Source organism: Nostoc sp., from assembly GCF_041747015.1.
GTDB lineage: Bacteria > Cyanobacteriota > Cyanobacteriia > Cyanobacteriales > Nostocaceae > Nostoc.
This window is the reverse complement of the sequence record NZ_JBGTFY010000328.1, coordinates 20,587-42,604: the sequence shown is the minus strand read 5'-3', so window position 1 is coordinate 42,604 and position 22,018 is coordinate 20,587. Positions and strand designations below refer to the sequence as shown.

The 22,018-nt window shown below is 41.7% G+C and carries 15 protein-coding genes and 2 pseudogenes; 6 read left to right on the top strand and 11 right to left on the bottom strand.

The features are described 5' to 3' along the window. The first annotated feature begins 242 nt into the window (after positions 1 to 242). Both ACEW80_RS26700 and ACEW80_RS26695 read left to right on the top strand, forming a co-directional pair. Positions 243 to 2,477 carry a hypothetical protein gene (locus tag ACEW80_RS26700; RefSeq protein ID WP_373529496.1) on the top strand — a complete coding sequence of 745 codons (2,235 nt, stop codon included), beginning with the start codon at positions 243 to 245 and terminating at the stop codon, positions 2,475 to 2,477. Between the two features lie 13 nt (positions 2,478 to 2,490). Beyond that, positions 2,491 to 4,797 (top strand): hypothetical protein, encoded by a 2,307-nt coding sequence (locus ACEW80_RS26695; protein WP_373529495.1) that lies wholly within the window; start codon positions 2,491 to 2,493, stop codon positions 4,795 to 4,797. 172 nt (positions 4,798 to 4,969) lie between these two features. On the opposite strand, the gene ACEW80_RS26690 is transcribed toward ACEW80_RS26695, so the two are convergent. The 8 genes and pseudogenes from ACEW80_RS26690 to ACEW80_RS26655 form a co-directional block, all read right to left on the bottom strand. Next, complete coding sequence (locus tag ACEW80_RS26690; protein WP_373529494.1) at positions 4,970 to 6,172, bottom strand: FtsW/RodA/SpoVE family cell cycle protein; 1,203 nt, start codon at positions 6,170 to 6,172, stop codon at positions 4,970 to 4,972. Between the two features lie 163 nt (positions 6,173 to 6,335). Next, a pseudogene (locus ACEW80_RS26685) lies at positions 6,336 to 6,728 on the bottom strand (sensor histidine kinase); the annotation flags it as partial. Between the two features lie 131 nt (positions 6,729 to 6,859). After that, the gene (locus ACEW80_RS26680; RefSeq protein ID WP_373529493.1) at positions 6,860 to 7,867 is read right to left on the bottom strand and encodes a DUF1574 family protein; all 1,008 of its coding nucleotides are present in this window, start codon (positions 7,865 to 7,867) and stop codon (positions 6,860 to 6,862) included. 183 nt (positions 7,868 to 8,050) lie between these two features. Beyond that, positions 8,051 to 9,442, bottom strand: coding sequence for an MBOAT family protein (locus ACEW80_RS26675; protein WP_373529492.1), 1,392 nt, complete (start codon positions 9,440 to 9,442; stop codon positions 8,051 to 8,053). A gap of 290 nt (positions 9,443 to 9,732) precedes the next feature. Next, positions 9,733 to 9,939, bottom strand: a complete 207-nt coding sequence (locus tag ACEW80_RS26670) for a phycobilisome linker polypeptide (RefSeq protein WP_196521311.1) — start codon at positions 9,937 to 9,939, stop codon at positions 9,733 to 9,735. A gap of 222 nt (positions 9,940 to 10,161) precedes the next feature. Continuing rightward, positions 10,162 to 10,650 carry an allophycocyanin subunit beta gene (apcB, locus tag ACEW80_RS26665; protein WP_373529491.1) on the bottom strand — a complete coding sequence of 163 codons (489 nt, stop codon included), beginning with the start codon at positions 10,648 to 10,650 and terminating at the stop codon, positions 10,162 to 10,164. Positions 10,651 to 10,715: 65 nt separating this feature from the next. Then, positions 10,716 to 11,201, bottom strand: coding sequence for an allophycocyanin subunit alpha (gene apcA / locus ACEW80_RS26660; protein WP_373529490.1), 486 nt, complete (start codon positions 11,199 to 11,201; stop codon positions 10,716 to 10,718). A 389-nt stretch (positions 11,202 to 11,590) separates the two neighbouring features. Beyond that, positions 11,591 to 14,893: pseudogene (locus ACEW80_RS26655) on the bottom strand (phycobilisome rod-core linker polypeptide); the annotation flags it as partial. A 495-nt stretch (positions 14,894 to 15,388) separates the two neighbouring features. Here ACEW80_RS26655 and ACEW80_RS26650 point away from each other — a divergent pair. Beyond that, positions 15,389 to 15,919: a hypothetical protein gene (locus ACEW80_RS26650; RefSeq protein ID WP_373529489.1), complete on the top strand. Its 531-nt coding sequence runs from the start codon at positions 15,389 to 15,391 to the stop codon at positions 15,917 to 15,919. Here the strand turns inward: ACEW80_RS26650 and ACEW80_RS26645 are convergent, their stop codons facing one another. Then, positions 15,920 to 16,264, bottom strand: coding sequence for a 2-phosphosulfolactate phosphatase (locus tag ACEW80_RS26645; protein ID WP_373529488.1), 345 nt, complete (start codon positions 16,262 to 16,264; stop codon positions 15,920 to 15,922). 103 nt (positions 16,265 to 16,367) lie between these two features. Between ACEW80_RS26645 and cobJ the strand changes: the two genes are divergently transcribed. Both cobJ and ACEW80_RS26635 read left to right on the top strand, forming a co-directional pair. After that, positions 16,368 to 18,098 (top strand): precorrin-3B C(17)-methyltransferase, encoded by a 1,731-nt coding sequence (gene cobJ, locus ACEW80_RS26640; RefSeq protein WP_373529487.1) that lies wholly within the window; start codon positions 16,368 to 16,370, stop codon positions 18,096 to 18,098. 57 nt (positions 18,099 to 18,155) lie between these two features. Continuing rightward, positions 18,156 to 19,475, top strand: coding sequence for a hypothetical protein (locus tag ACEW80_RS26635; protein ID WP_373529486.1), 1,320 nt, complete (start codon positions 18,156 to 18,158; stop codon positions 19,473 to 19,475). 42 nt (positions 19,476 to 19,517) lie between these two features. Here ACEW80_RS26635 and ACEW80_RS26630 read toward each other — a convergent pair whose 3' ends face one another. Next, positions 19,518 to 19,850, bottom strand: a complete 333-nt coding sequence (locus ACEW80_RS26630; protein ID WP_373529485.1) for a DUF5615 family PIN-like protein — start codon at positions 19,848 to 19,850, stop codon at positions 19,518 to 19,520. Then, positions 19,847 to 20,071, bottom strand: coding sequence for a DUF433 domain-containing protein (locus ACEW80_RS26625; RefSeq protein WP_373529484.1), 225 nt, complete (start codon positions 20,069 to 20,071; stop codon positions 19,847 to 19,849). Before ACEW80_RS26625 ends, ACEW80_RS26630 begins: the two co-directional genes overlap by 4 nt. A gap of 55 nt (positions 20,072 to 20,126) precedes the next feature. Between ACEW80_RS26625 and ACEW80_RS26620 the strand changes: the two genes are divergently transcribed. Next, positions 20,127 to 21,803: a pseudouridine synthase gene (locus ACEW80_RS26620; RefSeq protein ID WP_373529483.1), complete on the top strand. Its 1,677-nt coding sequence runs from the start codon at positions 20,127 to 20,129 to the stop codon at positions 21,801 to 21,803. Positions 21,804 to 22,018: the final 215 nt, after the last annotated feature.

Sequence of the window (22,018 nt, the reverse complement as noted above, 5' to 3'; positions counted from 1 at the left end):
GCTTTATCGGATAGTTTTTTTGAATGCAACATCTATCAATTGATAGATTTGCCACATTGTTATATATCATTAGCATATAAACTTCGACAATCAAGCCCAAGATTTTCAGGTAGGGGCAATTCATGAATTGTCCCTACAGCGTTTAGTTTTGCGTAAGTCCTAATTTTATTGTCACGTTTTAACAAACATTAATTTTCTAATACTGCTAGTCATGCAGAATACAAATAAATGTTATAAATAGCATGGAAAAAAATGTTATAAGTGCCAGCCTTTCAACTCAGAACCTAAGCTTTCGTCCTGGTGATACTCCTGCCTCATTTGAGGTAACTGTCAATAATGACAGCGATCGCTTTGTGAATTTTCAGATAGAAATTGCCGCAGCCGGAGAAACCCGGAATACAGGATATCGTTGGTATAGACTCGAACCAGAGGTAGCAGCAGCGAAGCCACCCGGCAGTAGTACCATATTCCAAGTTTTCATCTTCAATACACCCATTCCGGGATTTGTCGGTACTGTCAACTTGATGGTGCAGATTTTTTCACCGCAATTAGCGCAACAGTGCAGACTTGTGTTGCGCCTGAAAATCGAGCCAGACAACAGACCAACACATTTAAGCGTAGAATTGCCTGTGCGAGAGTTCCAAGTTTATCCCCGCAACTCTGTAGATATACCAGTACGGCTGCGGAACTTGGGGCAACAACCGACAGAAGTGGTATTACGTTTTACAGGTGTTGATCCATCTTGGCTAGCTGGCAGTGCAGAACGCCGATTATCTTTAGAAGCAGGTGGATTATCAGAAGCCACATTTCAATGCCAACCTCCATCTGTAGTGCAAGCGCCCAGTCAAAATTACCCTTTTACTATTGAAGCTGTTAGCAATAATGGTTATCCAACTAATGCTGAAGGCAATATTGAAGTTTTGCCTGTGGGTTTTATAGACTTTACTACTACCCAAAAACACCTAAAAATTCCTAGTAAATCGGCATGGTTGCCTGACTGGAAGTCTGACACAGCTTCCTTTGAATTACTATTTAAAAACGCCAGCAACCTCAACCAGCAAATTAATATCCAGGTGCAGGGTAAAGACGAGCGAAAATGCAGTTTCAAAAAGCTTCCCGAAGTTGCCAATCTCAATTTAGGAGAGACAACTAAAGTCATCCTGGATGTTAAAACAAAACGCCCTTGGGTAGGAATCGGCAAAATTTTGTTGCTGGAGGCCAAATCGGAATTATCCGACCAACGTTTAGGGAGTACAGACCCCGCCACGCAGACATTGGAAGTGGAGATTTTGCCAATTATACCTCTATGGTTACAGTTGGCTGCGATCGCATTATTAGCCACCCTCCTAGCATTAATACTGCAACCAAGAAATGTCATGCATACACGTTCTGTAAACTCAGTGCGTTTTAGTGGCATTGGTTTATCTGTAGTCAGTGGGTCAGATGATTGCACCTTAAGACTTTGGAGAATCGGTAATCATAGCTTAGACCCCGACGATACAGTAAAATATGCTGGGCAACCCGTTGCTTGTGATAAACCGCAACAGCCCAAAGGTTTGATGGCGATTACCGATGACGCAGTACAAGTCTTACGGTTTATGCCGTTACAAAATGATCGTGCTGCTGTTGGTCTAGATAATGGAGTAATTGAACTAAGAGATGTCCCCTCAGGTGCAAAGATTAGTCAACTTCAAGACCTTAAAGATCCTAAAGCAAAAGGCGATCGGGTTTTTGATTTAGCTTTCACCTCAAACTCACTTAACTTATTCAGTGGTTATGGCAGTGGTAAAGTTAGAGTATGGTCAAGACCAGCGTCTAACAGTAATTTTCTGCCAGAACCGCAAGTTATCGACCTACAAAGTACATTGAAGCTATCAGGTTTCCAAGTCCGGGCATTAAATCTCAGCCCAGATGCAGAAACTCTGGTGATTGCTGGAAACTTTAAACGTTTCATCTTGTGGCAATGGAATCCAACTCAATCTGATAAACAATTGACAGGTTTATCAGTGCAGAGTCTAGAAAAACTAGACGAAAGAGTTGGGCGTGAAGACTATATTTGGGGATTGGCTTTTGTTCCTAACTCGGCAGAAAAAATCCTTGCAACCTCCGATTCTTCAGGATTCATTACGATTTGGAATTTGAATCAGTGCCAAACTATCAAAAATCCCAATCCTCAAGAACAAATCAATGAACTAAATTGCTCGCCACTAGACCGCTGGCCAGCATCAAAAACATCTGTGCGTAGTTTGGCATTTAGTGATGATGGTAGTCTGTTAGTAAGTGGTGGCGATGATGGACGAGTTGTGGTTTGGTACTTAACCCCCGAACATCAGCTCGACAAAACAAAGGCAGCAGAAGGTAAAACAATTTACCAAAGCTCTAAAAAAATCAATAGTATCGACTTGAAAACTAATCAAGGAACCATGATTGTGAGTGGTAGTGAAGATTTTCAAGTCAAACTACACCGCATCAAATAAGGAAGTCGATGATATGCAAGCTAAATTCAATCCACTACAAGTTATTATCAACCCGCCTGGAATTCAATTTGGAATGCCAGGAGATACCATTGATCTCCATATTGTTGTGATCAATCAGGGAGATCAAAGTGCTGTTATTGACCTATATTTTGTTTTTGATGAAGTATTTCAAAATTTAACGGGCTGGTCTAGTTCTCCTAGAGAAAGTTTAGCATTAGCTCCCCAACAAAATAGCGACGAAGTAACATTTGAGTTTCAAATCGCTGCTGATGCTCTCCCAGGAACCTATGACTATACATTAGTCGTAGATTCCCCTCAACATTATCCCCAAGACACTCCTATAACCTTCCCAAACCAAATTAAGGTTCTGCTAAAAGAACAGACTGCAATTCGGGTAAATGACCCAACATTTTCCATTAGACCTAACACCAACCCCAACAAACCACTAATTTTCAATCCTAGTGAGCCTTTGCAAGTGGAAGTGATAGTTGACAATCGCTCTCATCTCGTAGACAGGTTCCGCTTGGCTTGCCCAGATTTAGATGAAGACTGGTTCACAATCAATTATTCTGCAACTGGATTTGAGGGGACAGGGTTGGTGTCTGAGGTGACTGCATTAGAACTCAACCCTGCTACTCAAGGTCAAATATTGTTGAAATTTCACCCATCTGGAGATACCCTGGCGGGAAGCTATTCTCCGACAATCCGCTTGTCTTCGGAAAACTCTCCAGACTTGGTACTGCTGGATTTGGTCTACATCCAAATTCCGACAAATTATCGCTTAGATATAGAACTTAATACTATCTTGGGACAAGTTAGCCGTAGGCTTGGCAAGTACGAATTATCACTAGCTAACCGGGGTAATATTGTCCGCGAACTGATATTAAGCTTAGAAAGTCGAGATGAAGAACAACTATATACTTATAAATTTGATCCAACTGAAGTTAGATTATTACCTAATAGGAGCGCTGAAACCAAGTTGACGATCAAACCCAGACCTTGGTGGCGACAACCGTGGTTTGGTACAGGGTTAGTTGTCAACTTTAAAGTTGATATTAAAGACCAACAAAATTTACCTTTACCTAACACATTGCCTCAGGGAACTTTGGTATGGAAACCCCGTCCTTGGTGGCAATTTATTCTGTTGATTTTGGCAATTTTGGGGTTGTTGGGAGGGATAGGATTCATTATTTGGCGAATTTTAAGCCCCGATCCTTTGAGATTAGAAAATTTTAGTGCCAATAACCCTCGAATCACTGAAGAGGAGGATGAGGTGGCTTTGAGGTGGGACATTCACAATTATCAACAATTGCAAAAGCTGGTTCTGACGACCAAAGGTTCGCAACCGATTCAGCCTATTACCTATGACTTCAGTAATGGTATTCCTGAGTCACTGGGTAAAGCAAGCGCTAACGAAATACCTCCTTGTCAGGTGCAAGAAAAACAAGAGTTAATTTGTAGCAACGTTAAAACTGGAGTGAAAACAAAAGGGAATTACACTTTTGAGTTACAAGCCTTTTATCGTAATGGTATACAGTTATTTTCTCCAAAAAACCAGTTAGCTAGCCAAACAACCCAAGTAGAAATAGCTGAGAAACAAATTGCTCAAGTCCTTACTTTTCAACCAGATAAACTACAGTATACCAAAGGTCAAAAGATTCTTTTAAGTTGGGCGATCGCCCGGCCCTTATTGCTGGCACGAATTCAAATTATCGGCAGTGCCGATGATGGTACATCTTATGGTGAACCAATTACTTATAAATTTAATCAAGGTAATATTGCCGACCCTCAACTTCAAAAACTCTGTACACAACAAAATCAACAACTCCGATGTACAAATATTCCTCTCCCAGCAGATAAAGCCGGGAAATTTGCCTTTGAAATCAAAGCTTTTCCTAATAATGGAAGTCAAAAAATTGATTCTAAAAAGACTGAATCTAAAATAGAAATATTACCGAAACCATTTAGGATTGTCTCATTCAGAATCAACGGTAGTGAGCAACCAAACGTGGTTCTCAACGAAGGGGAATCTGCTACTCTCAGTTGGAGTGTAGAGGGAGAAAATATTCAAGTTAAACTTCTCCCATACGGCAATGATGTTAAACCAGTTGACTCAATAAAGCTTCCAGTCAATCAAGCCTTCCCGCCTCAAATCGGACTGCTAGTAAATGATATATCTGGTAAGCAACAACCCCAGCAAAGAGGATTTGCAATTACAGTCATTAAAAAAGTAGAGCCTACTCCTATACCTAACATTAGCCCAATTGTGCCTACTCTTCCACCCAGCAGCCCATTTAAGACTCCCTTACCTCTGAGGTAACTTTTTGGGCGATGTGAAAAGCAGAGATATATGAAAGTTGAAGACTGCCTCCAAAATCATCTTTTATGCGACGCCTCAATCTCGAAAATAAAGACTCTCTGTTATGCTGATTCTTGTTGGTTTTAGATCTACCATAATCGATTAAATTTGAGCGTGCAAACAGCGTAATAACTCAATTCCTATTTTTCTGAAAAGCTCGGCGTCTACGCCCATTTTCAGGCGAGGGTTTTCGCAATGGTACTACCTCAGCTTCACTACTTTCGCGTGCTACCCTAATTAGTAATCCAGCAGATATTAAACTGGCAATCATGGAATTACCACCATAACTGAACATGGGCAATGGCAAGCCAGTAGTTGGTAGAGAACCTGTAGCAACTCCAACGTGGAGCAATGATTGTCCGATCATTAAAACCATCACACCGATCGCTACCAATCGATGCACTGGATTTTTTGCCTTCAGCGCCACAATTAATCCCAGAGTACCAAATATAGCTAAAAGTGCTAATAGCACCATACTACCAACAAAGCCAAACTCTTCGGCGAACACGGCAAAAATAAAATCGGTGTCCTGAATTGGTAAATAAAATAGCTTTTGTTGGGAAAGTCCAAATCCGGCTCCCCAAGTTCTACCAGAACCTACGGCTAGTAGACTTTGCACCAATTGGTAGCCATCTCCTGTAGCATCCGCCCAAGGATTGAGGAATGACATCACCCGCCTACGCTGATACTCTTTAATACTAATACTGAGTATTGCCAACATCACTCCACCAATTGCTGTTCCTCCCAGGTATTTGTAAGGTAATCCTGCTGCTAGAGCAATTAGCCAAATAGTCATGCCGCAAAGTGCTGTTGTACTTAAGTTAGGCTGAGCAATAATTCCTAAAAGTACCAGACCGAAAATACCCAACCAAGCCAAGCGAACCCGCGAACTGATTCGTTCCCACTGACCAAAAAGCCGTGCACTTTGCAGTACCAAAAAGGGTTTAATTAATTCTGAGGGTTGAATCGGAACCGGCCCGATCGCTATCCAACGCGCTGCGTCAAAAGCCTTCTTTCCCAACCCTGGGATCAGTGTAGTGAAAATTAACGCCAAAAACAATAACAAAAACCAATGAGATAGTCCCAAAATTTTCTGCAATGGTAAATTAACAATAATATTGAATCCGATTAAGGAAACGAAGACCCAAAGCAGTTGACGCTTAAAGTAGTACAACCCATCATCATGACGGGCGTCAGCGACGGGATAAGATGCTGAAAACAGTATTATCAAGCCGACGAACAGCCAAATCAAGGTTAACCAGCGCAACAACCGTGCTTCTAATCCCCAGTTGGAGACTGAACTATCAAAAATTGGAATCAGACGGCTTAGATTCACGAGCAGTACAGGTAAAAAGTTAGGAATTAGGAGTTAGCAATAAAACTCATAAATCATAATTTATAACTCATAACTAGGCTTTACAACCATAAATCTTAGAGTTGTCGATTTCAATACATCGCTCGTTCAGTATTTTGGAAAAATAAAAGCACTATTTTATACATTAATAACAATTAGTAAAAATTAACGATTTGACGCAATTAATTGCTTGTCTCTCCATAGACATGGGAATTTCAATCCAGAACTCAGTTCCTTGTCCAGGTTCTGATATACATCTCAGTGTTCCCCCATGTTTTTCTACTACAATCTGATAGCTAATTGATAAACCCAATCCTGTACCCTTACCCACAGGTTTAGTTGTAAAAAATGGATCAAACAGTCGTTCTTTAACTGCTTCTGTCATTCCTGAACCATTATCAGCAATTCGGATCACACACTTCGTTTTAATGATTTCTGTAGTAATTGTAATTGTATTAGGATTAGGATGAATTTCTGCGATCGCACGTTTATTATTACAGCTATCAAGCGCATCAATTGCATTACTGATAATATTCATGTCTGGTTTGGGATGCATAAGTAAAAAAATAAAGCAGTTTAATACAGACCTCTTGATCAATCTTTATCACCCATAGACCTAGATTCGTAAACTTTGCGATCGCTTAATTTTCCGAAATAGAAGTTTTCCATTTATATTTGAGGTCGAATTACTTTGTTAAATAGTATCTGTGTAAACGAAGTAGCTCCTTCATCTGAAAGATGCATGGTATCGGGTATCTGATTATCTGACTCCATCTCACTTAAATTATAAAGAGGAATACCATAATTTATCAGATATCTTCTTAGTTGCTCAAAGTATTCTTTTCTATAAAAACTTTTTTGAGCCATTTGATTGTGTAAATGCGTTATCGGCATTTCTACAAAAATAACTTTGACTTTTGCTTGTGAAGCTAGCCTAATAAAATCTTGTAAATACGTTTTTGAAGGTTCAAATGCCCATAATTTTGGATTACTGTACAATTCTTTATAACGAATTTCTTCTGATATAATTAGTTGAGTAACTGCTTCCTTGCGTACAATGTTACGGAAATCCTCAAAGCCACCTGCATTGTTATTTATTTTAGATGCTTTAATTTGTGAGTTTTTTAAAACTTTACCTAAAACTTCTCTAAGAAGAAATCGATATCTATACACTCTACTAATCTTTTTTACTACTAGGTCTGAACGACTATCTATTGTCAAAAGAGACTTTTCAAAAAGTAAAGGAAAATCTTCTGTACGACTAACCTGAGCCAAGTAAGCATCATCAAAAAAAATAGTGTCAGTGAGATCATTGTCAACAAAGCCATAAATTAGAGTTTTAGGCTGTTTTCCTTGTTTTACAAGATGTTTAAAAAGTAAATAGTGGATGCCAAAAGGAGTACTACCTACTCCTAAATTGTAAGATGAGACAGGATACCCTAAACTTTTGTTAGAGGCTTGCGTAATCACACCAGGTTTTATCCCAGCAGCAACTCTAGAGTTACCCATGAATAGTATATCAGAGGTTAACGTATAACCATGAATAGCTCGTTGAATAGGTAAATTGCTATCGCCCCAACCAGCTAAAAATAACTCTGCACATAGCCATGTTCCTAAAAAAATGATGGCTATCATCCACGAGATTCTAGTATTGATTAAACTAAAATTTTTTGCCATGAAATTATTTGAAGATGATAAAAAATATATTCTACTTGCTCAACAGATCCATCTAGCTGTTATTTCATTGATTATTGAATTTCCGAAATATTAAAGAAACGATCATTGAATATACTGGTCATCTATAAAGTTATTTTGCAATATTTTTATAATTTATGATCAACGTTGAACTGATTAATTAAGCTAAAATTGAAAATAAATAAATTGTTGGCTTTGCGGAGCGAATAATGCAAGTGAAAATAGAACTGTTATGTAAAGTATTGGTCGGAATTTATTTATCTTGTTAGATTGATATCCCTGTTGACGAAATTCAAACAGGACTTTTAATACTATCAAAGCGACGATAACCATAACACCCCAAAACCAATATTGTGAAGATTGGATGTAGGCTGTAGGTGTGAGCAACGTCTGCATCCAAGATGATAATTGAAAAACATCATGGGAACGGAAGATAATCCAGCCAATAATTACTGTAAGATAGGTTAACATCCATGCCGAGAACCGTCCCCATAAAGTTTGTTCAAAAAGGGATTTAGCTTTAGGTGAACTGGCAAACACCCTATGTACTACTAAAGCAACACCTTGGTAAAATCCCCATATAATGTAAGTCCATCCCGCTCCATGCCATAGTCCCCCTAAACCCATCGTAATAATTAAATTAATATAGGTACGGTTTTGACCAGCGCGACTTCCTCCTAGAGGTATGTAGAGGTAATCTCTAAGCCAGTTAGATAATGTAATATGCCACCGTCGCCAGAATTCACCAATACTGCGAGAAACATAAGGAAAGTCGAAATTAATAGGTAGATCATAGTCTAGTAATTTAGCTGAACCTCTAGCCATATCTGTGTAGCCAGCAAAGTCTAAATATATTTGCATAGAGAATAACCCGCCCGTAATCCATATATCCCAGGCTGAACTATGACTCGTTTTAAAACTAGCGTCAACTAAGCTGGCTAAGTTATCCGCAAGTACTACTTTTTTGAATGCACCTATACATAACAGATCAAGCCCAACTAATATAGCTGCCAAACTAAACTTTTTATCAGTAAGTAGCTGGGGTCCTAATTGTTTTACTCGAACGATAGGTCCGGCAATTAAATGAGGAAAAAATGAAATGTACAATGCAAAAGATTGGAACTCGGTTAGGGTATTCTCTCCTTTGTACGTATCAACCAAAAAGCTGATTGCTTCAAATACAAAAAAGCTTATACCTAAAGGCAGAAATGTTTTAAAATTAGCAAATAACCAATGATTTGTATCCCATAAAACATCAATATTATCTAAAAAAAAGTTGTAATATTTAAAAACACATAAGATAGCTATGTTTAAAAAAATTCCGACGCATAAAATACCTTTTCTTTTCCGTCCATGAAAGGAGTTTAGCAAAAGTCCTAATAGCCAATTAACTATGGTAAATCCCAGCAGTAGTAACAACCCCTCTATCTTCCATATTCCGTAAAAAAAGTAGCTACTCAAGAGAAGAAAGTACTTTCGCCATTTATTAGGCAGTAACCAGTAAGTGCCAAAAATGATGATTAAGAAGATGGCATATGTAAAACTATTAAATAACATATAACTTTACAAAATAGAACTTACGAGCATTGTTCTACCACTATTGCAGGCAATAAAGCAATTGCTATAGGGCTAAGATATATTACGAATGCCTGGATACCTGAAGTTCAAGGCAGTTGGATGTCACCTTCTAACTCAATTGCCTATTTTGCAATTATATGGTCGTGAACATAATAACAACTTATAGAAGATAGATGATTGCTTTTCAATATGAGTATTAATTCTTAACAAAAAAGAGGTCTTTACTGACCTCTTATCAATTCCCTAAAATAATGTTTTGTCTACAGCAATTATGACAAACCAGTATTAGCACCTTGCTTACCAGTTGCCAGTTCCACCTTGATAATTTTGCCGCCTGCTTTTTGGATGCGTTGCTGTTCCCGAAACCAGTTCTCATAAGGAACTAGCTTAGTAAAATAAGTATTTTGCAGTTCGCGTTGGGTACGAATTCGGCTTTGGCTAGGAACAAGAGCAGTAATTTTAAACAAACGAGACATATTTTGAAAATCTCCTGTATATTTTGTGAAAACTTTTTTATCTCAAAATCTTGAGTGCAAATCTTTTAATCATTCCAAGCCTGGAAATCAAGCATCAATACTAGACCACCAACACTCATCACTGATAATTTACCAAGATAAGCAATATAACGTTCTAGCACTCACGATTGATTTCCAGACCTTAATAAAGCCGCACCTAAATTCTTAAGCGCAAACTAGCTCTTAGCTTAAGCCAGAGGAGATATAGTCTAAGTAAACGCCCATTTCCTTACCAGCGTCAGAACCTACCAAACTGGCGGTTACTTCTTTGATTGCTTGGATAGCTTGCACAGTAGCACCGACGGGAACACCCAAGGAGTTATAGGTTTCCTTCAAGCCATTTAGTACACGCTCATCCAAAATGGAAGGATCGCCAGCTAACATAGCGTAGGTGGCATAGCGGAGGTAGTAGTCCAAATCACGGATGCAAGCAGCATAGCGGCGAGTGGTGTACATATTGCCACCGGGACGGGTGATGTCAGAGTATAGCAAAGATTTTGCTACAGCTTCTTTGACGATCGCAGCAGCGTTGGCGCTGATGGTGCTAGCAGCACGTACTCGCAGTTCGCCAGTGGCGAAGTAACCTTGTAGCTTCTGTAAAGCAGAAGCGTCTAGGTATTTACCTTGAACGTCTGCGGAGTTAATGACAGCGGTAATTGCGTCTTGAGCCATGTTGTTAATTCCTTATTTCCAACCGTATTGCAATACTTCTGTTTCAGTAGATAAACTGCTTCACCCTAGAGTAGGGCGCCAACTAAATAGTCGAAGTAGTTACCAGCTTCAGCAGCATCTTCACTGGATAGCAAAGTAGCAGAGACATTCTTCAACCCACGGATACCTTCAGCAACACCCTCAATAGGAGTTCCCAAGGACTTGTACATTTCGCGGACACCGATAACACCAATTTCTTCAATAGGTGTAACATCACCAGCAACGATACCGTAGGTAACGAGGCGGAGGTAGTAATCGAGGTCACGCAAACAAGTAGCGGTCAATTCTTGACCGTAGGCGTTACCACCGGGAGACACAACATCAGGACGCTTTTGGAACAGTTGATCGCCAGCTTGCTTAACTAGACGTTCACGATTTTCTGTTAAAACTTGAGCAATCCGTAGACGGCGCTCACCACTTGTAACAAAAGATTTTATCCGATCTAATTCACCAGGGCTGAGATAGCGAGCTTCTGCATCAGCATTCACGATAGCTTTCGTGACAATACTCATTAATGGATTCCTCCAATACGAATGAAACCAGGATTTGATTAAACTGGTGCGACTTAAATTTGGTCTACTGAGTTTGTTTTCTCGTTCTTTTAGACACAACAGTTTAATAACTGCTATGGCTAATAATTTACAAGATTGCTTGAGTCAACATAAGTACACAAGCTTTTAAACTCAATTACCCTTCCGCAAAACATTTTCCGGCATTCTGTTGAGCATTTATGACTGCTCTTAACACTTTGTAATATTGCTTTTCAGAATTTACTGTTTAACTGCAATCTGAAAGCGGGATTACAAAAGGTTACGAAGGGGACAGGGGAGAGAGGACAGAGAATGATCTGTACCCTATTCCCTAATCCCTAATCCCTAATCCCTAATCCCTACTCAACCGCTACACTGCCAAGGTAGTTACCTGCTGGCAAAGATGGGAAGCGGTTGTAAGGCACAACATCTTCACCGAAGTAGCAGCTATATTCTAGGCTTTCGACTATTGCTTCTACAGCAGATGATAAACCGCTATCATCTAGCAACTTGTTATACTGGCGGATTTCTTCCTGAGTTGCGGGTGTACGCCCCAACAGGTGACGGAAGAGAAACTCAACTACCTTCACATGAGGATAAGGTGACAAGAAGCGCTGGCGATAGATTTCGGAACTAGCTAGTTCGCGCACAAACTCCCGAACGGAAATTTCACCATTCTGGAGTTTGCCCTCTAGGTCAGTACGGCGGAAATTATCAGGCACTTCACCGCTAAATACATCCAATACTTGACGGTAAATGGCGTTGATTGCCTGTTGTCTTTCGGTTTGGTTGGTACTCTCCGTTAGATGGTAAATGCGTGTATATTTACGCACACTTAATTCTACAGATTGTCCACTACCATCGTTATAGGAACGACCGAGTTCAGCAAAGGATGGCTTGCTGTGGTTTATACCATTTGTTTGGGCTGTTATATCTGCGATCGCCTGCGCCAAAAGCGGAGTATCGCTAGCTCCTACGCGGGGTTGCACTGGCTTAAAGCTAGGTACAACTACGTCGTCATTTTGCTTAGTTAGCTGGTTGTACAGCTTCTCCGTATTCGGGAAGTTTGCCGCAGGTAGGGTTGGGAAGCGACGGTAAGGCACCGTATCTTCACCAAACACCTGGTTATATTCCACACTATCTACCAAAGCACCGATAAAGGCACGAATACCTTGAGTAGCCAAAATCTGGTTATATTTGCGGATTTCTGCCTGGTCTAATGGCGCACGTCCCAAGAAGTGTTTCGTTCCCAACTCAATCACTTTGGTATTGGGGTAAGGTGTGTAGAACTCTTTCAGGTAAAGGTTAGAGTAACCCAAACCTTCAATAAATTCCTTCACACTAATTTCGCCATTGCCTAGCTTACTTTCCCACGCCGTAAATTCATTTTTGGCAATGTAAGGTGCAATATCCCGCTCAAAAATCTGACGATAGGCAGCGCTAATCAAAGTTTTGACTGCAACTTTGTCACTGGTATTCGCCACCAACTTGAAGATTTTGGTTTGTTCGCGTTGCTTGCTGACCCCTTGGTTAATGCGGAACTGAATATCAGGTTCTGTCCGCTTTTCTGTCACTGTACCCAGTGTTACAAAGCCCGGTGTTACTTCCTTCTGAACTTTTGCGGCAACATCTTCACGAATGCTACCAACGCGCAGCTGTCGCCCTGACACACCACCAGGAGTTAGATATCGTTCGTAAGGAACCGTATCTTCACCAAATGCTTCATTGTACTCTAGGCTGTTAATGATGGCATCAACCACCGCATAAAAGCCCTGTTTAGCAGCGATATCAAAGTACTTGTTGATTTCTTGACGACCATAAGTTGGACGACCCAACAAGCGGCGGTGAATATACTCGATCGCTTTACAAACATATAGCGATGTCCAGTATAGATTGCGGAATACATCCGATTTAGCCAAACCACGGACAAACTCCCGCACAGAGATGTCGCCGTTTTCCAGCTTGATTTCCAATACCTTCTGGCGCTGACCGTCGAAGACATCCCGACCGAAAACTTGCAGGTAAGTAGCTCTAATTACTGCTTGTGTGGAGCTTTCGGAGAATTTGATGCTAGAACCCTTGGCAGCTTTTTTGCCAATAGTGCCAGGCAGTTGATCCAACTTGAACACCTTGGGGCCTAGAGTCCCAGGAGCTTCACCCCGGGCTTTGGGATTGCTATTTTGGTTATTAATACCCGCCCCTTGGTTGATTAAGATACGTTTGGTATCCTTGCCAAAAGGAGCCGGACGGGTGCTGGGGTTACGAGTTTCTTTCGGGAAAATTGCCCCAAACTGAATTTCTAAGGGATCATTACCAGAACCGTAAGGATGCTGATCTGGTAGCGGTTGCTCGTAAGCAGCAAATGTGGTAATAAACTGAGGTATCTTGCGGAAAGGCGCACTGTAGTTAAACAGGTCTTGCTGCGGCCCCCAGTTGCGACATTCTTGTGCCTCTTGACCCAGACCCCGAAGGTAGGGTACTGTCTCTTCACCAAAATAGTCGCCGTATTCAGCAGAATCTACTAAGGCATCTACCAAAGCTGCTAGACCACCGTTAGAAATAATCGAGAAGTATTTTTGGACTTCTTCGCGGCTACTTGGTCCCCGTCCCAGAATATGACGGAAAGCTAGTTCGATAACTCGGCTGTTAATAAAAGGCTGGTAAAACTGTTTTTGATAAAGGGGAGATTTTGCTACACGGCGAACAAACTCCTTCATGGAGATGTCGCCATTCTTCACTTTGGATTCTAAGTCAGATATGGACAAGCTATAAGCACGGGTAATATCGCGCTCAAAGATTTGCCGATATGCAGCTTTGATTACCTCGTTTTTTTCGCTAGCGGATAACCCAGTCTTCATCACAAACTTGGGACGCCGTTCTGCTGCATTAAAGTAAATTTGCGGCAGTTGTAACCCTTGCTGGTCGCTAGAAGGGCGCTGGCGCACTTTATTTGAAGGTGTGGCTCCTTTAAATTCTGCTAGCAAAACATCCATGTACTGAGACACAATTTCTGTAGCCTCAGCATCTTTGCGGAAAAAGGAAAGTGACCCGGCTTTGATTTCCTGCAAAGCTACTAGCGTTGCTTCACCAGAACAGGCATTTTCAATTATTTCCCGCAAACCCCGTGTATTCACCGCTATGATGTTGGGGTCGCCAGCGACGATCGCATAAGTAGCGTAGCGCAAGAACCAGGATAAATCCCGCAAGCTCTTGGCCATGTTGCTCGGACCATAACGGGCAATGTTAATTGGTCTGAAACCTGGAGGTGTCGGACCGCTGGGGGCTGAATTAAATATTGAACGTAAATTTTCTAGGAACCCACCACGACTTTCAATGTAAGTTACAGTTCCCAGTTGCATCCCTTGCTGAACATTAGCACCACCACCAGCAGTTACTAGTTCTGCTTCTCTGGGCTTTTCTAAAAAAGCCATTGGCGAACCACCGACAAAAATCCGGTTGGCAGCCCGAGATACGATAATCTCGGCGTTTTCCGTGAGCGTCTGGGAAATTTCTAGACGCTTTGCACCAGATGCAAAATAGCTTGCCAGTTCATTTAGTTCACCAGTTCCTAAAAAGCGGTCTTGCTGCTCTGCTTGGGTAATTGTAGCTACAGCTAGGGTTTGATATAGTTGCGGACGCGCAACTGAGCTTCCACCACTCGCCTTAACACTCATCTAATTTTTAAAACTCCCATCATAATCGTTTATGTGTTACGTCTGGGTCGCTTTGAGGCTTGACACATCGCTGTGTTTATGCTTTATAAGCTTAAGAGTATTGCCTGCAAAACTGCCAGTAAATTAACCCGGTTAGCTTTTAGATTAGAACGTTTTGCGTTCTCAAGGCTGGTTTATTAAGAAGTATGTAGAACCTGAGTCTTAATGCATCCAGTCTCAAAAATGTATACCCTAGTTTGGCTGAGATAAAATCTAAGTTTTGTAACTACTTGTCGGTAAACAATACACACCCTACGATTATTGCAACTGGTGCAAGATTATGAAGTTTAAACTAAATTGCCTTTAGCAACGTTAGTGGACAGTGAACATTAGTCAATGTTAAGTTGTTTTTGCTACTGATAATTAAAGATTAATAGATAACGCCTCCCTTGAAAAAATTCTCAAGCTGTGGCGGTTTAAGTTTGAGTTCTCAATATTCTATATCGGGAAAATACTATGCACAAAAGTTATAAATTTAACTATTTATTCCAGGCTACTGGATCTGCGATCGCATTTATTTTAGCTGTCACTCCGGCAAATGCGCTTCCAGGAGAAAATATCAACACCGTTGTTAAGTGGGCAAAGACCAGACCTCAACTAACAACTTTGAGATACAACAGCGAAGCCCACGGCTATGAGGGTACAAAGGGAAAATTATACTTTTACGTTGATGTCACTTCTGAAAATGGGACAGTGACTAAAGAAGGAATAACTGTGAGTGGTGACTCAAGCCTCAAATTTACCACAAAAAATGCCAAAGCAGTGAAATTGTTACAAAATATTTATAATTCTCATATTTCCAATGACTTCCAGAAGTCTCGGTATGTGAGCAAAGTTGGACGTGACCAGTTTTATCGTGGGCAAAAGTTTGCTTATATCACTGCTCAAGTGCAAGGTGGTTCCGCATTTCAAATAATTCCCTTGAATAAGTTACAAGAATTTATAGATAATGCCAAATATTGCCAAACCAATCAATGCGACGTTTAATTAAACCTGTAGCGTGTAATTTACATAAGCATTATCAGTAAACAAAGGCACGCAATCACTAACGTTGTAGGCTGCGGACAGTTCAACATCTGACTCAAAACCTTTTTCAATCAACTCTTTACCAGAACTGCATTTTTTCAAGTACCCCAATAAATCCTGGTGGAAAGCTTGAAATGTTGCCACAGCCACTTCGGCTTCTGGTGACAAATTACCATTTAAATAACTGAGAATTGCCCCAGCACTAATTAAATCTTCAAATGCAGGACGTAGGCTACTATCTTCTTTCCACTTCTCGCCGGCAGGCGCGTAGGCGTTGGCGTAGCCTCTCCAAGAGTTGCCCGTCATAGACATTCCACTCTGAATTTCCAAGCTCGTAAATAGAAAGTCGCTGCGTATCTAAATCTGTGGTTTCATTTGAAGGATATCAAATTTTGCAAGATATCTAATTATGATCACGAACGTTGCACCCGCCATTGTAATACTAGGTCAAAATAGCGTGATAGTAGCACGCAAAATAATCAGCGTCTTACCAGGAGCGACGCTCTACGGTTTAGCGGGTCGCACGTCTGGGGTTGATGTCAGCTTCACGAATTTTGGCGAGACGCTGCGCGAATTATTTGCTCAGGGAACGCCGCTAATTGGCATTTGTGCGGCTGGTATTCTGATTAGGACACTAGCTCCCATGCTCGGTGATAAACGCCAGGAACCACCAGTACTAGCTGTGGCTGAAGATGGTAGTGCTGTTGTCCCCCTTTTGGGCGGACTTGGTGGGGTAAATGATTTGGCACGCCGCATTGCCCAAGTCCTTGATGTCAAACCTGCAATTACCACCACAGGCGATTTACGTTTGGGTACAACGCTGTTGTCTCCTCCCCCTGAATACTATTTAGCGAACCCAGACGATGCTAAGAAATTTATCTCGGATTTGCTAGCCGGGGCGCAAGTTAAACTAGAAGGAATAGCGCCTTGGTTAAGCAATAGTAAACTACCTATAAATCCAAATGGAGATTTAACAATCCAGGTTACAGAACGCTTGGTAACTCCTACAGCCAACTGCCTTGTTTACCACCCAGCAACGATCGCCATCGCAATTAGTGGTATCGTTGGCGATGCAGATGAAGCAGTGGTTTTAGTTCAGCAACTCTTAGCTGATGCCTCACTTGCACCGACATCAGTCGCCGGGATATTTGCACCCATCACCGCCGCTGCCGATCCAGCAATCCACGCCGTAGCTAGTGCCTTGAGAGTACCTGCTCGGTTTTTTACCTTAAATAAGTTAGAAAGCTGGTTATCACAAGGTTATAGCGCCGCCCAGGCAGCAGCGATCGCTGCTACAGGCACATCCCCTATCTTACCCTCTCCCCACATTGCGATCGCTATTGCCCAAAAGCCAATTGATCCCAATACTATAGGTCAGCCACGCGGACGGTTAGCGATTATTGGCACGGGTCCTGGTGGAGCGCAGTGGATGTCACCAGAAGTCAAGGAGATACTCAAGTCGGCAACTGACCTAGTGGGTTACAAAACTTATTTAGATTTAGTTGGTTCTCTAGGTGATGGCAAGCAACGACATGAGTCAGACAACCGTGAAGAAGAAGCACGGGCAACGATGGCGCTTGATTTGGCAGCATCAGGGCGATATGTAGCTGTAGTCTCATCTGGCGATCCTGGTATCTATGCAATGGCAACAGCAGTTTTCGAGGTATGCGATCGCTATGCCAAACCCGAATGGGACAGTATCGACATTCATGTAGCCCCAGGCATCTCCGCGATGCAGGCGGCAGCAGCAGCGATTGGTGCGCCTCTTGGACATGACTTCTGTGCTATTTCCCTCTCTGACATTTTGAAGCCTTGGGCTGCGATCAAACAACGAATTGCCGCTGCTGCTGAGGCTGATTTCGTAATTGCTTTCTACAATCCTGTATCCAAAGATCGCACTTGGCAGCTGGCAGAAGCGAGAAATATTTTGCTGCTACACAGAACACCGGATACACCAGTGGTATTAGCACGGAATCTCGGCAGACCGGGACAGACGGTGAAAGTGATCACACTTGACCAATTAGCACCAGCTACCGCCGATATGCGGACAATTATTCTCGTAGGTTCTACAAAAACCCGAACCATCAAGCGCAACGATGGTAGTATCTGGGTTTATACGCCACGTCGCTACACCGACTAACAGGCATTAAAGTATGGTTAAACTACCGACATAGTAATTACTTGGGAATTCGGTTCGATGTATAAAAATGCTAAAAGATTTACTGCTATTTTTCTGTTAGTGTTTCTGTTGGTTGTTTCTATCAACTTTGCTGCGATCGCTCAAGATACTTCAGATGTCCCTTCTGTGAATCCTCGGATTTGTTCAGCGCCTCCTACTCTCAGAACTGAACGAGTCATTGCCGACAATGTTCGTAACCAAGTTAAAATGGGCGATCGCATCAGAGTGAGAGTTGAAGGATTATCATTAGCAGCCACAAGTGCAACGCCTCAAAGCAGTTCATTTGATCCTCGCCAATTAGTGTTGTATCTAAATGGCTATCAGCTAGAGGATATCCACGGAGAACCAATCAGCGTCATGGTTCAGGGTAAAGATCAGAAGAAAATTCTTGATGATAATTGGTTAGCCTTTCGACTTGAACGTACTGACTCGTCTCAAACTGTATGGAATGCGCTGCTTGGTGGAACAACCAAACCTAGTATTAATGCCATAGTTGGGGTAGGCTGTCCTGGTAAAGTTGCGATTCCGGTGAGCGATTTTCAGTCACCTCCTCAATTAAAAATAGTTCTATTTTCGTGGCGATTTTGGCTGTGTCTTCTTTTAGTTATAGCTATTGTCTTAATATTTATTAGGTATGGTCGAGACAGTTTACGTAGTGCGGGAATAGAAGGGGTTTACTCTCAAAAAGAGGTGATTGATGGGGAAGAAAAGTTGATAACAAAAGAGCTTAAGGTTAAAAAGAACCCTCGTTTTGGAGTTGCTAAGATTTTTCTTGGTTCAAAAGAAGAGAATAGAAATCCGTTCAGCCTATCAATATCTCAACTTGCTTTTTGGACATTTCTAATTTTTGCTTCTTACCTCATTATCTACGGGGTAACAGGCGATTACACTAATATTTTTACTGGACAATCATTAATTTTATTAGGAATTAATTCTGTAACTGCCTTTGGTGCCTCGTTACTTGATGGACACGGTAATGAGAAAAAGAGAAAAGGTAGTCAAGGTATTTCTAAAGGATTCTTGAACGATATATTATCGGATATTAATGGAGTCAATTTTCAAAGGTTTCAAACATTCATGTGGACAGTTGCGATCGGAGTCTTCTTTGTTTGGGAGGTGATTAAAAATCTAGCGATGCCAGAATTTGATGATACACTTCTTACACTACAAGGAATCAGTTCCGCGACATATCTTGGACTTAGAGGACAAGAGCAGCATGGGATGCTAAATAAGCCGATTGAAGAATCTACATCCGAAGAAGAAAACTCATCTGCAAAACAGGTTATACCAGAACAAAACAATTTACAAGAGAGCGATTTATCGAGAAATTCTAATTAAATCTTAGCGAGGTATCTGGTGCATTAGACTTGTAACCAATCCTCAAGTTAACACCAGAATACTTTCTTGTTCAGTGTCCCAAAACTGATTAATAGTGGCGTAATGGTTTCGCAAAATTTGTACAATTTTAGAAGTTGAACAGTTACCGATGCGGAGGTAAATAAATTTCGGAGGATGCCCGTATAAAAGACTGCGTTGATGGAAGTCAGAGTCTTTGGAAACTATCACGAAATCATTCGCTCTAGCATATTCCCAAATTAATACATCCTCACTTTGAATGAGTACCAGTGTTTTAACGTGTACTGAGTCAGGATACAGATCGCTGATTTGGGAAATAATCCGATCAGAAAGATTTTCGTCTAAAAGCAGTTTCACAGGGATGCTACAAATAACTTTTTCTCACGATCTGCGGCAAAAGCAAGGCAAGCTTTGATATCTTCGGAGGTGAGTTCAGAAAAGTCTGATAAAATCTCTGCTTGTGTCATGCCGCTAGCAAGATATTCCAAAATGTCATATACCGTGATTCGCATTCCTCGAATACAGGGTTTACCACTGCGTTTGCCAGGTTCGATTGTGATGATTTCGTGGTAGTTCATAAGTCAGGCGATTGTTATTTTACGTCAATAATAGCGAAAGAACAAGTCATATTTTATGGTAATTATGCATTCGCTTTCAGATTTCATAGACTGCAATGCTATCAGCTATTCATCCCCCAGCTATTACTATGAAGGGTGTTGTCCTGAAAGTGACGCAGGCGCAGCCCGTCGTAGACATCGCGTAAAATTACCCCGCACTGCAATGTCCGAAGCGATCGCCTACGGACTCATGCAATACCTTGCTAACAATGACTGTTATTCTCGTGAAGGTAAGATGTATGGAGTATTATTAGTTGAACTTCCTAATGGCGAACAACGGGTACTCAAAGCCTTCTCTGGTCTTTTGAATGGTTGCAGTGTAGTTGATGGCTGGATACCACCAATTCCGGGAAGAGACGAAGTTGTTTTAGAGGAAGCCCGTACTCTGGCACAGTTGGACGCGATTAAGCAAGAACTCCTTACTTTGAAGCAACTAAACGAACGCCAGCAGTATAAAATCCTATCTGATGAATTTGAGCAGCAGTTGCAAGAAATGAGCGATCGCCATCACCATTGCAAACATCAACGACAGGAAAAACGTCAGCAAATCTGCAATACTTTTACTGGAGAAGCACTAACTCTTGCCCTTGAACAACTCGATGAAGAAAGCCGTCAGCAGGGAATTGAGCGACGACAACTTAAACGCCAGCAAAATGAAGTATTACAGCCCCTCCAGCAGTTAATTGCAGCTACAGATGCGCGGATTAGCCAACTGAAACAACACCGTAAAGTATTATCTCGCCAATTACAAGCTCAGATGCACGCTACCTATAGCCTAACTAATTTTTCCGGGCGATCGCGATCATTGCAGCAATTAATGCCAGGAGGCTTGCCCACTGGCACAGGAGACTGTTGTGCCCCAAAACTGCTCCATTATGCGGCAACGCATAACCTCAAACCATTGGCAATGGCAGAATTTTGGTGGGGAGCGTCTTCAGTAAATCAGGACAAAATTCAGGGAGAATTTTATGGAGCCTGTGCCGAGCGATGTCAGCCGTTGATGGGGTTTTTGCTCTCAGGGTTGCAACCTATTTCAATCCTTAATAGGGATTTTCCCAAAGAAGAGATCCCGATTCTTTATCAAGATGAATGGCTGATTGCTGTCAACAAACCGGCTGGGTTACTTTCGGTACCTGGCCGTTATCGCGATCGCCAAGATAGTGTCTTGAGTCGCTTACGTCATCTGTTACCGGATGGCATGACCCTTGCATCTGTGCATCGCCTGGATCAGGAAACTTCTGGTATTCTGTTATTGGCACGCGATCGCCAAACCCATCGGCAACTCAGCCAACAGTTTCAGCAACGGCAGATTCACAAAGTTTATGAAGCTATACTTTCCGGTGCTGTGACAGTTGACCAAGGTACAATTGATCTGCCACTTTGGGGAGATCCGCAAAATCGCCCTGAGCAAAAAGTTGATTGGCAGCGCGGTAAACCCAGCTTGACACACTTTCAGGTAATGGCGAGAGAAGGAAACTACACCCGCATAGAATTTATACCGTTAACAGGACGCACTCATCAGTTGAGAGTTCATGCGGCTGATGCGCTAGGACTTGGGGTAACTATTTTAGGCGATCGCTTTTATGGATGCTGTGCAAATGCAAGTCGGTTACATCTCCATGCTAGAGAACTTCGTTTTGAGCATCCACACAGAGGCGAAACTCTTCACATACACTTAGAAACACAATTTTGACAATACGCTTAACTGAACTGTATTGCTCCATAATAGATAATCATAATTACTATGAAAGGAAGCAGCTTGCCGTTAGCAAGCTGCTTCCTTTTACGTGTGATTTTTACTTTTGTGAAATCCGAACAATTAACTTGAGTTCAATGGATAATTCTGACCCTTCTCCTAACCCTTCTCCTAACCTCTCCCTGAGGCGGGAAGAGGTTTGTTGAACTCAG

Excerpts from the sequence above, each read along its gene's own strand:
- ACEW80_RS26680 (WP_373529493.1), bottom strand. The coding sequence starts at position 7,867 with ATGGCAAAAAATTTTAGTTTAATCAATACTAGAATCTCGTGGATGATA.
- ACEW80_RS26700 (WP_373529496.1), top strand. The coding sequence starts at position 243 with ATGGAAAAAAATGTTATAAGTGCCAGCCTTTCAACTCAGAACCTAAGC.
- cobJ (WP_373529487.1), top strand. The coding sequence starts at position 16,368 with ATGATCACGAACGTTGCACCCGCCATTGTAATACTAGGTCAAAATAGC.
- ACEW80_RS26620 (WP_373529483.1), top strand. The coding sequence starts at position 20,127 with ATGGTAATTATGCATTCGCTTTCAGATTTCATAGACTGCAATGCTATC.
- ACEW80_RS26675 (WP_373529492.1), bottom strand. The coding sequence starts at position 9,442 with ATGTTATTTAATAGTTTTACATATGCCATCTTCTTAATCATCATTTTT.
- ACEW80_RS26650 (WP_373529489.1), top strand. The coding sequence starts at position 15,389 with ATGCACAAAAGTTATAAATTTAACTATTTATTCCAGGCTACTGGATCT.
- ACEW80_RS26670 (WP_196521311.1), bottom strand. The coding sequence starts at position 9,939 with ATGTCTCGTTTGTTTAAAATTACTGCTCTTGTTCCTAGCCAAAGCCGA.
- ACEW80_RS26645 (WP_373529488.1), bottom strand. The coding sequence starts at position 16,264 with ATGACGGGCAACTCTTGGAGAGGCTACGCCAACGCCTACGCGCCTGCC.
- ACEW80_RS26695 (WP_373529495.1), top strand. The coding sequence starts at position 2,491 with ATGCAAGCTAAATTCAATCCACTACAAGTTATTATCAACCCGCCTGGA.
- ACEW80_RS26625 (WP_373529484.1), bottom strand. The coding sequence starts at position 20,071 with ATGAACTACCACGAAATCATCACAATCGAACCTGGCAAACGCAGTGGT.
- ACEW80_RS26635 (WP_373529486.1), top strand. The coding sequence starts at position 18,156 with ATGTATAAAAATGCTAAAAGATTTACTGCTATTTTTCTGTTAGTGTTT.
- apcB (WP_373529491.1), bottom strand. The coding sequence starts at position 10,650 with ATGGCTCAAGACGCAATTACCGCTGTCATTAACTCCGCAGACGTTCAA.
- apcA (WP_373529490.1), bottom strand. The coding sequence starts at position 11,201 with ATGAGTATTGTCACGAAAGCTATCGTGAATGCTGATGCAGAAGCTCGC.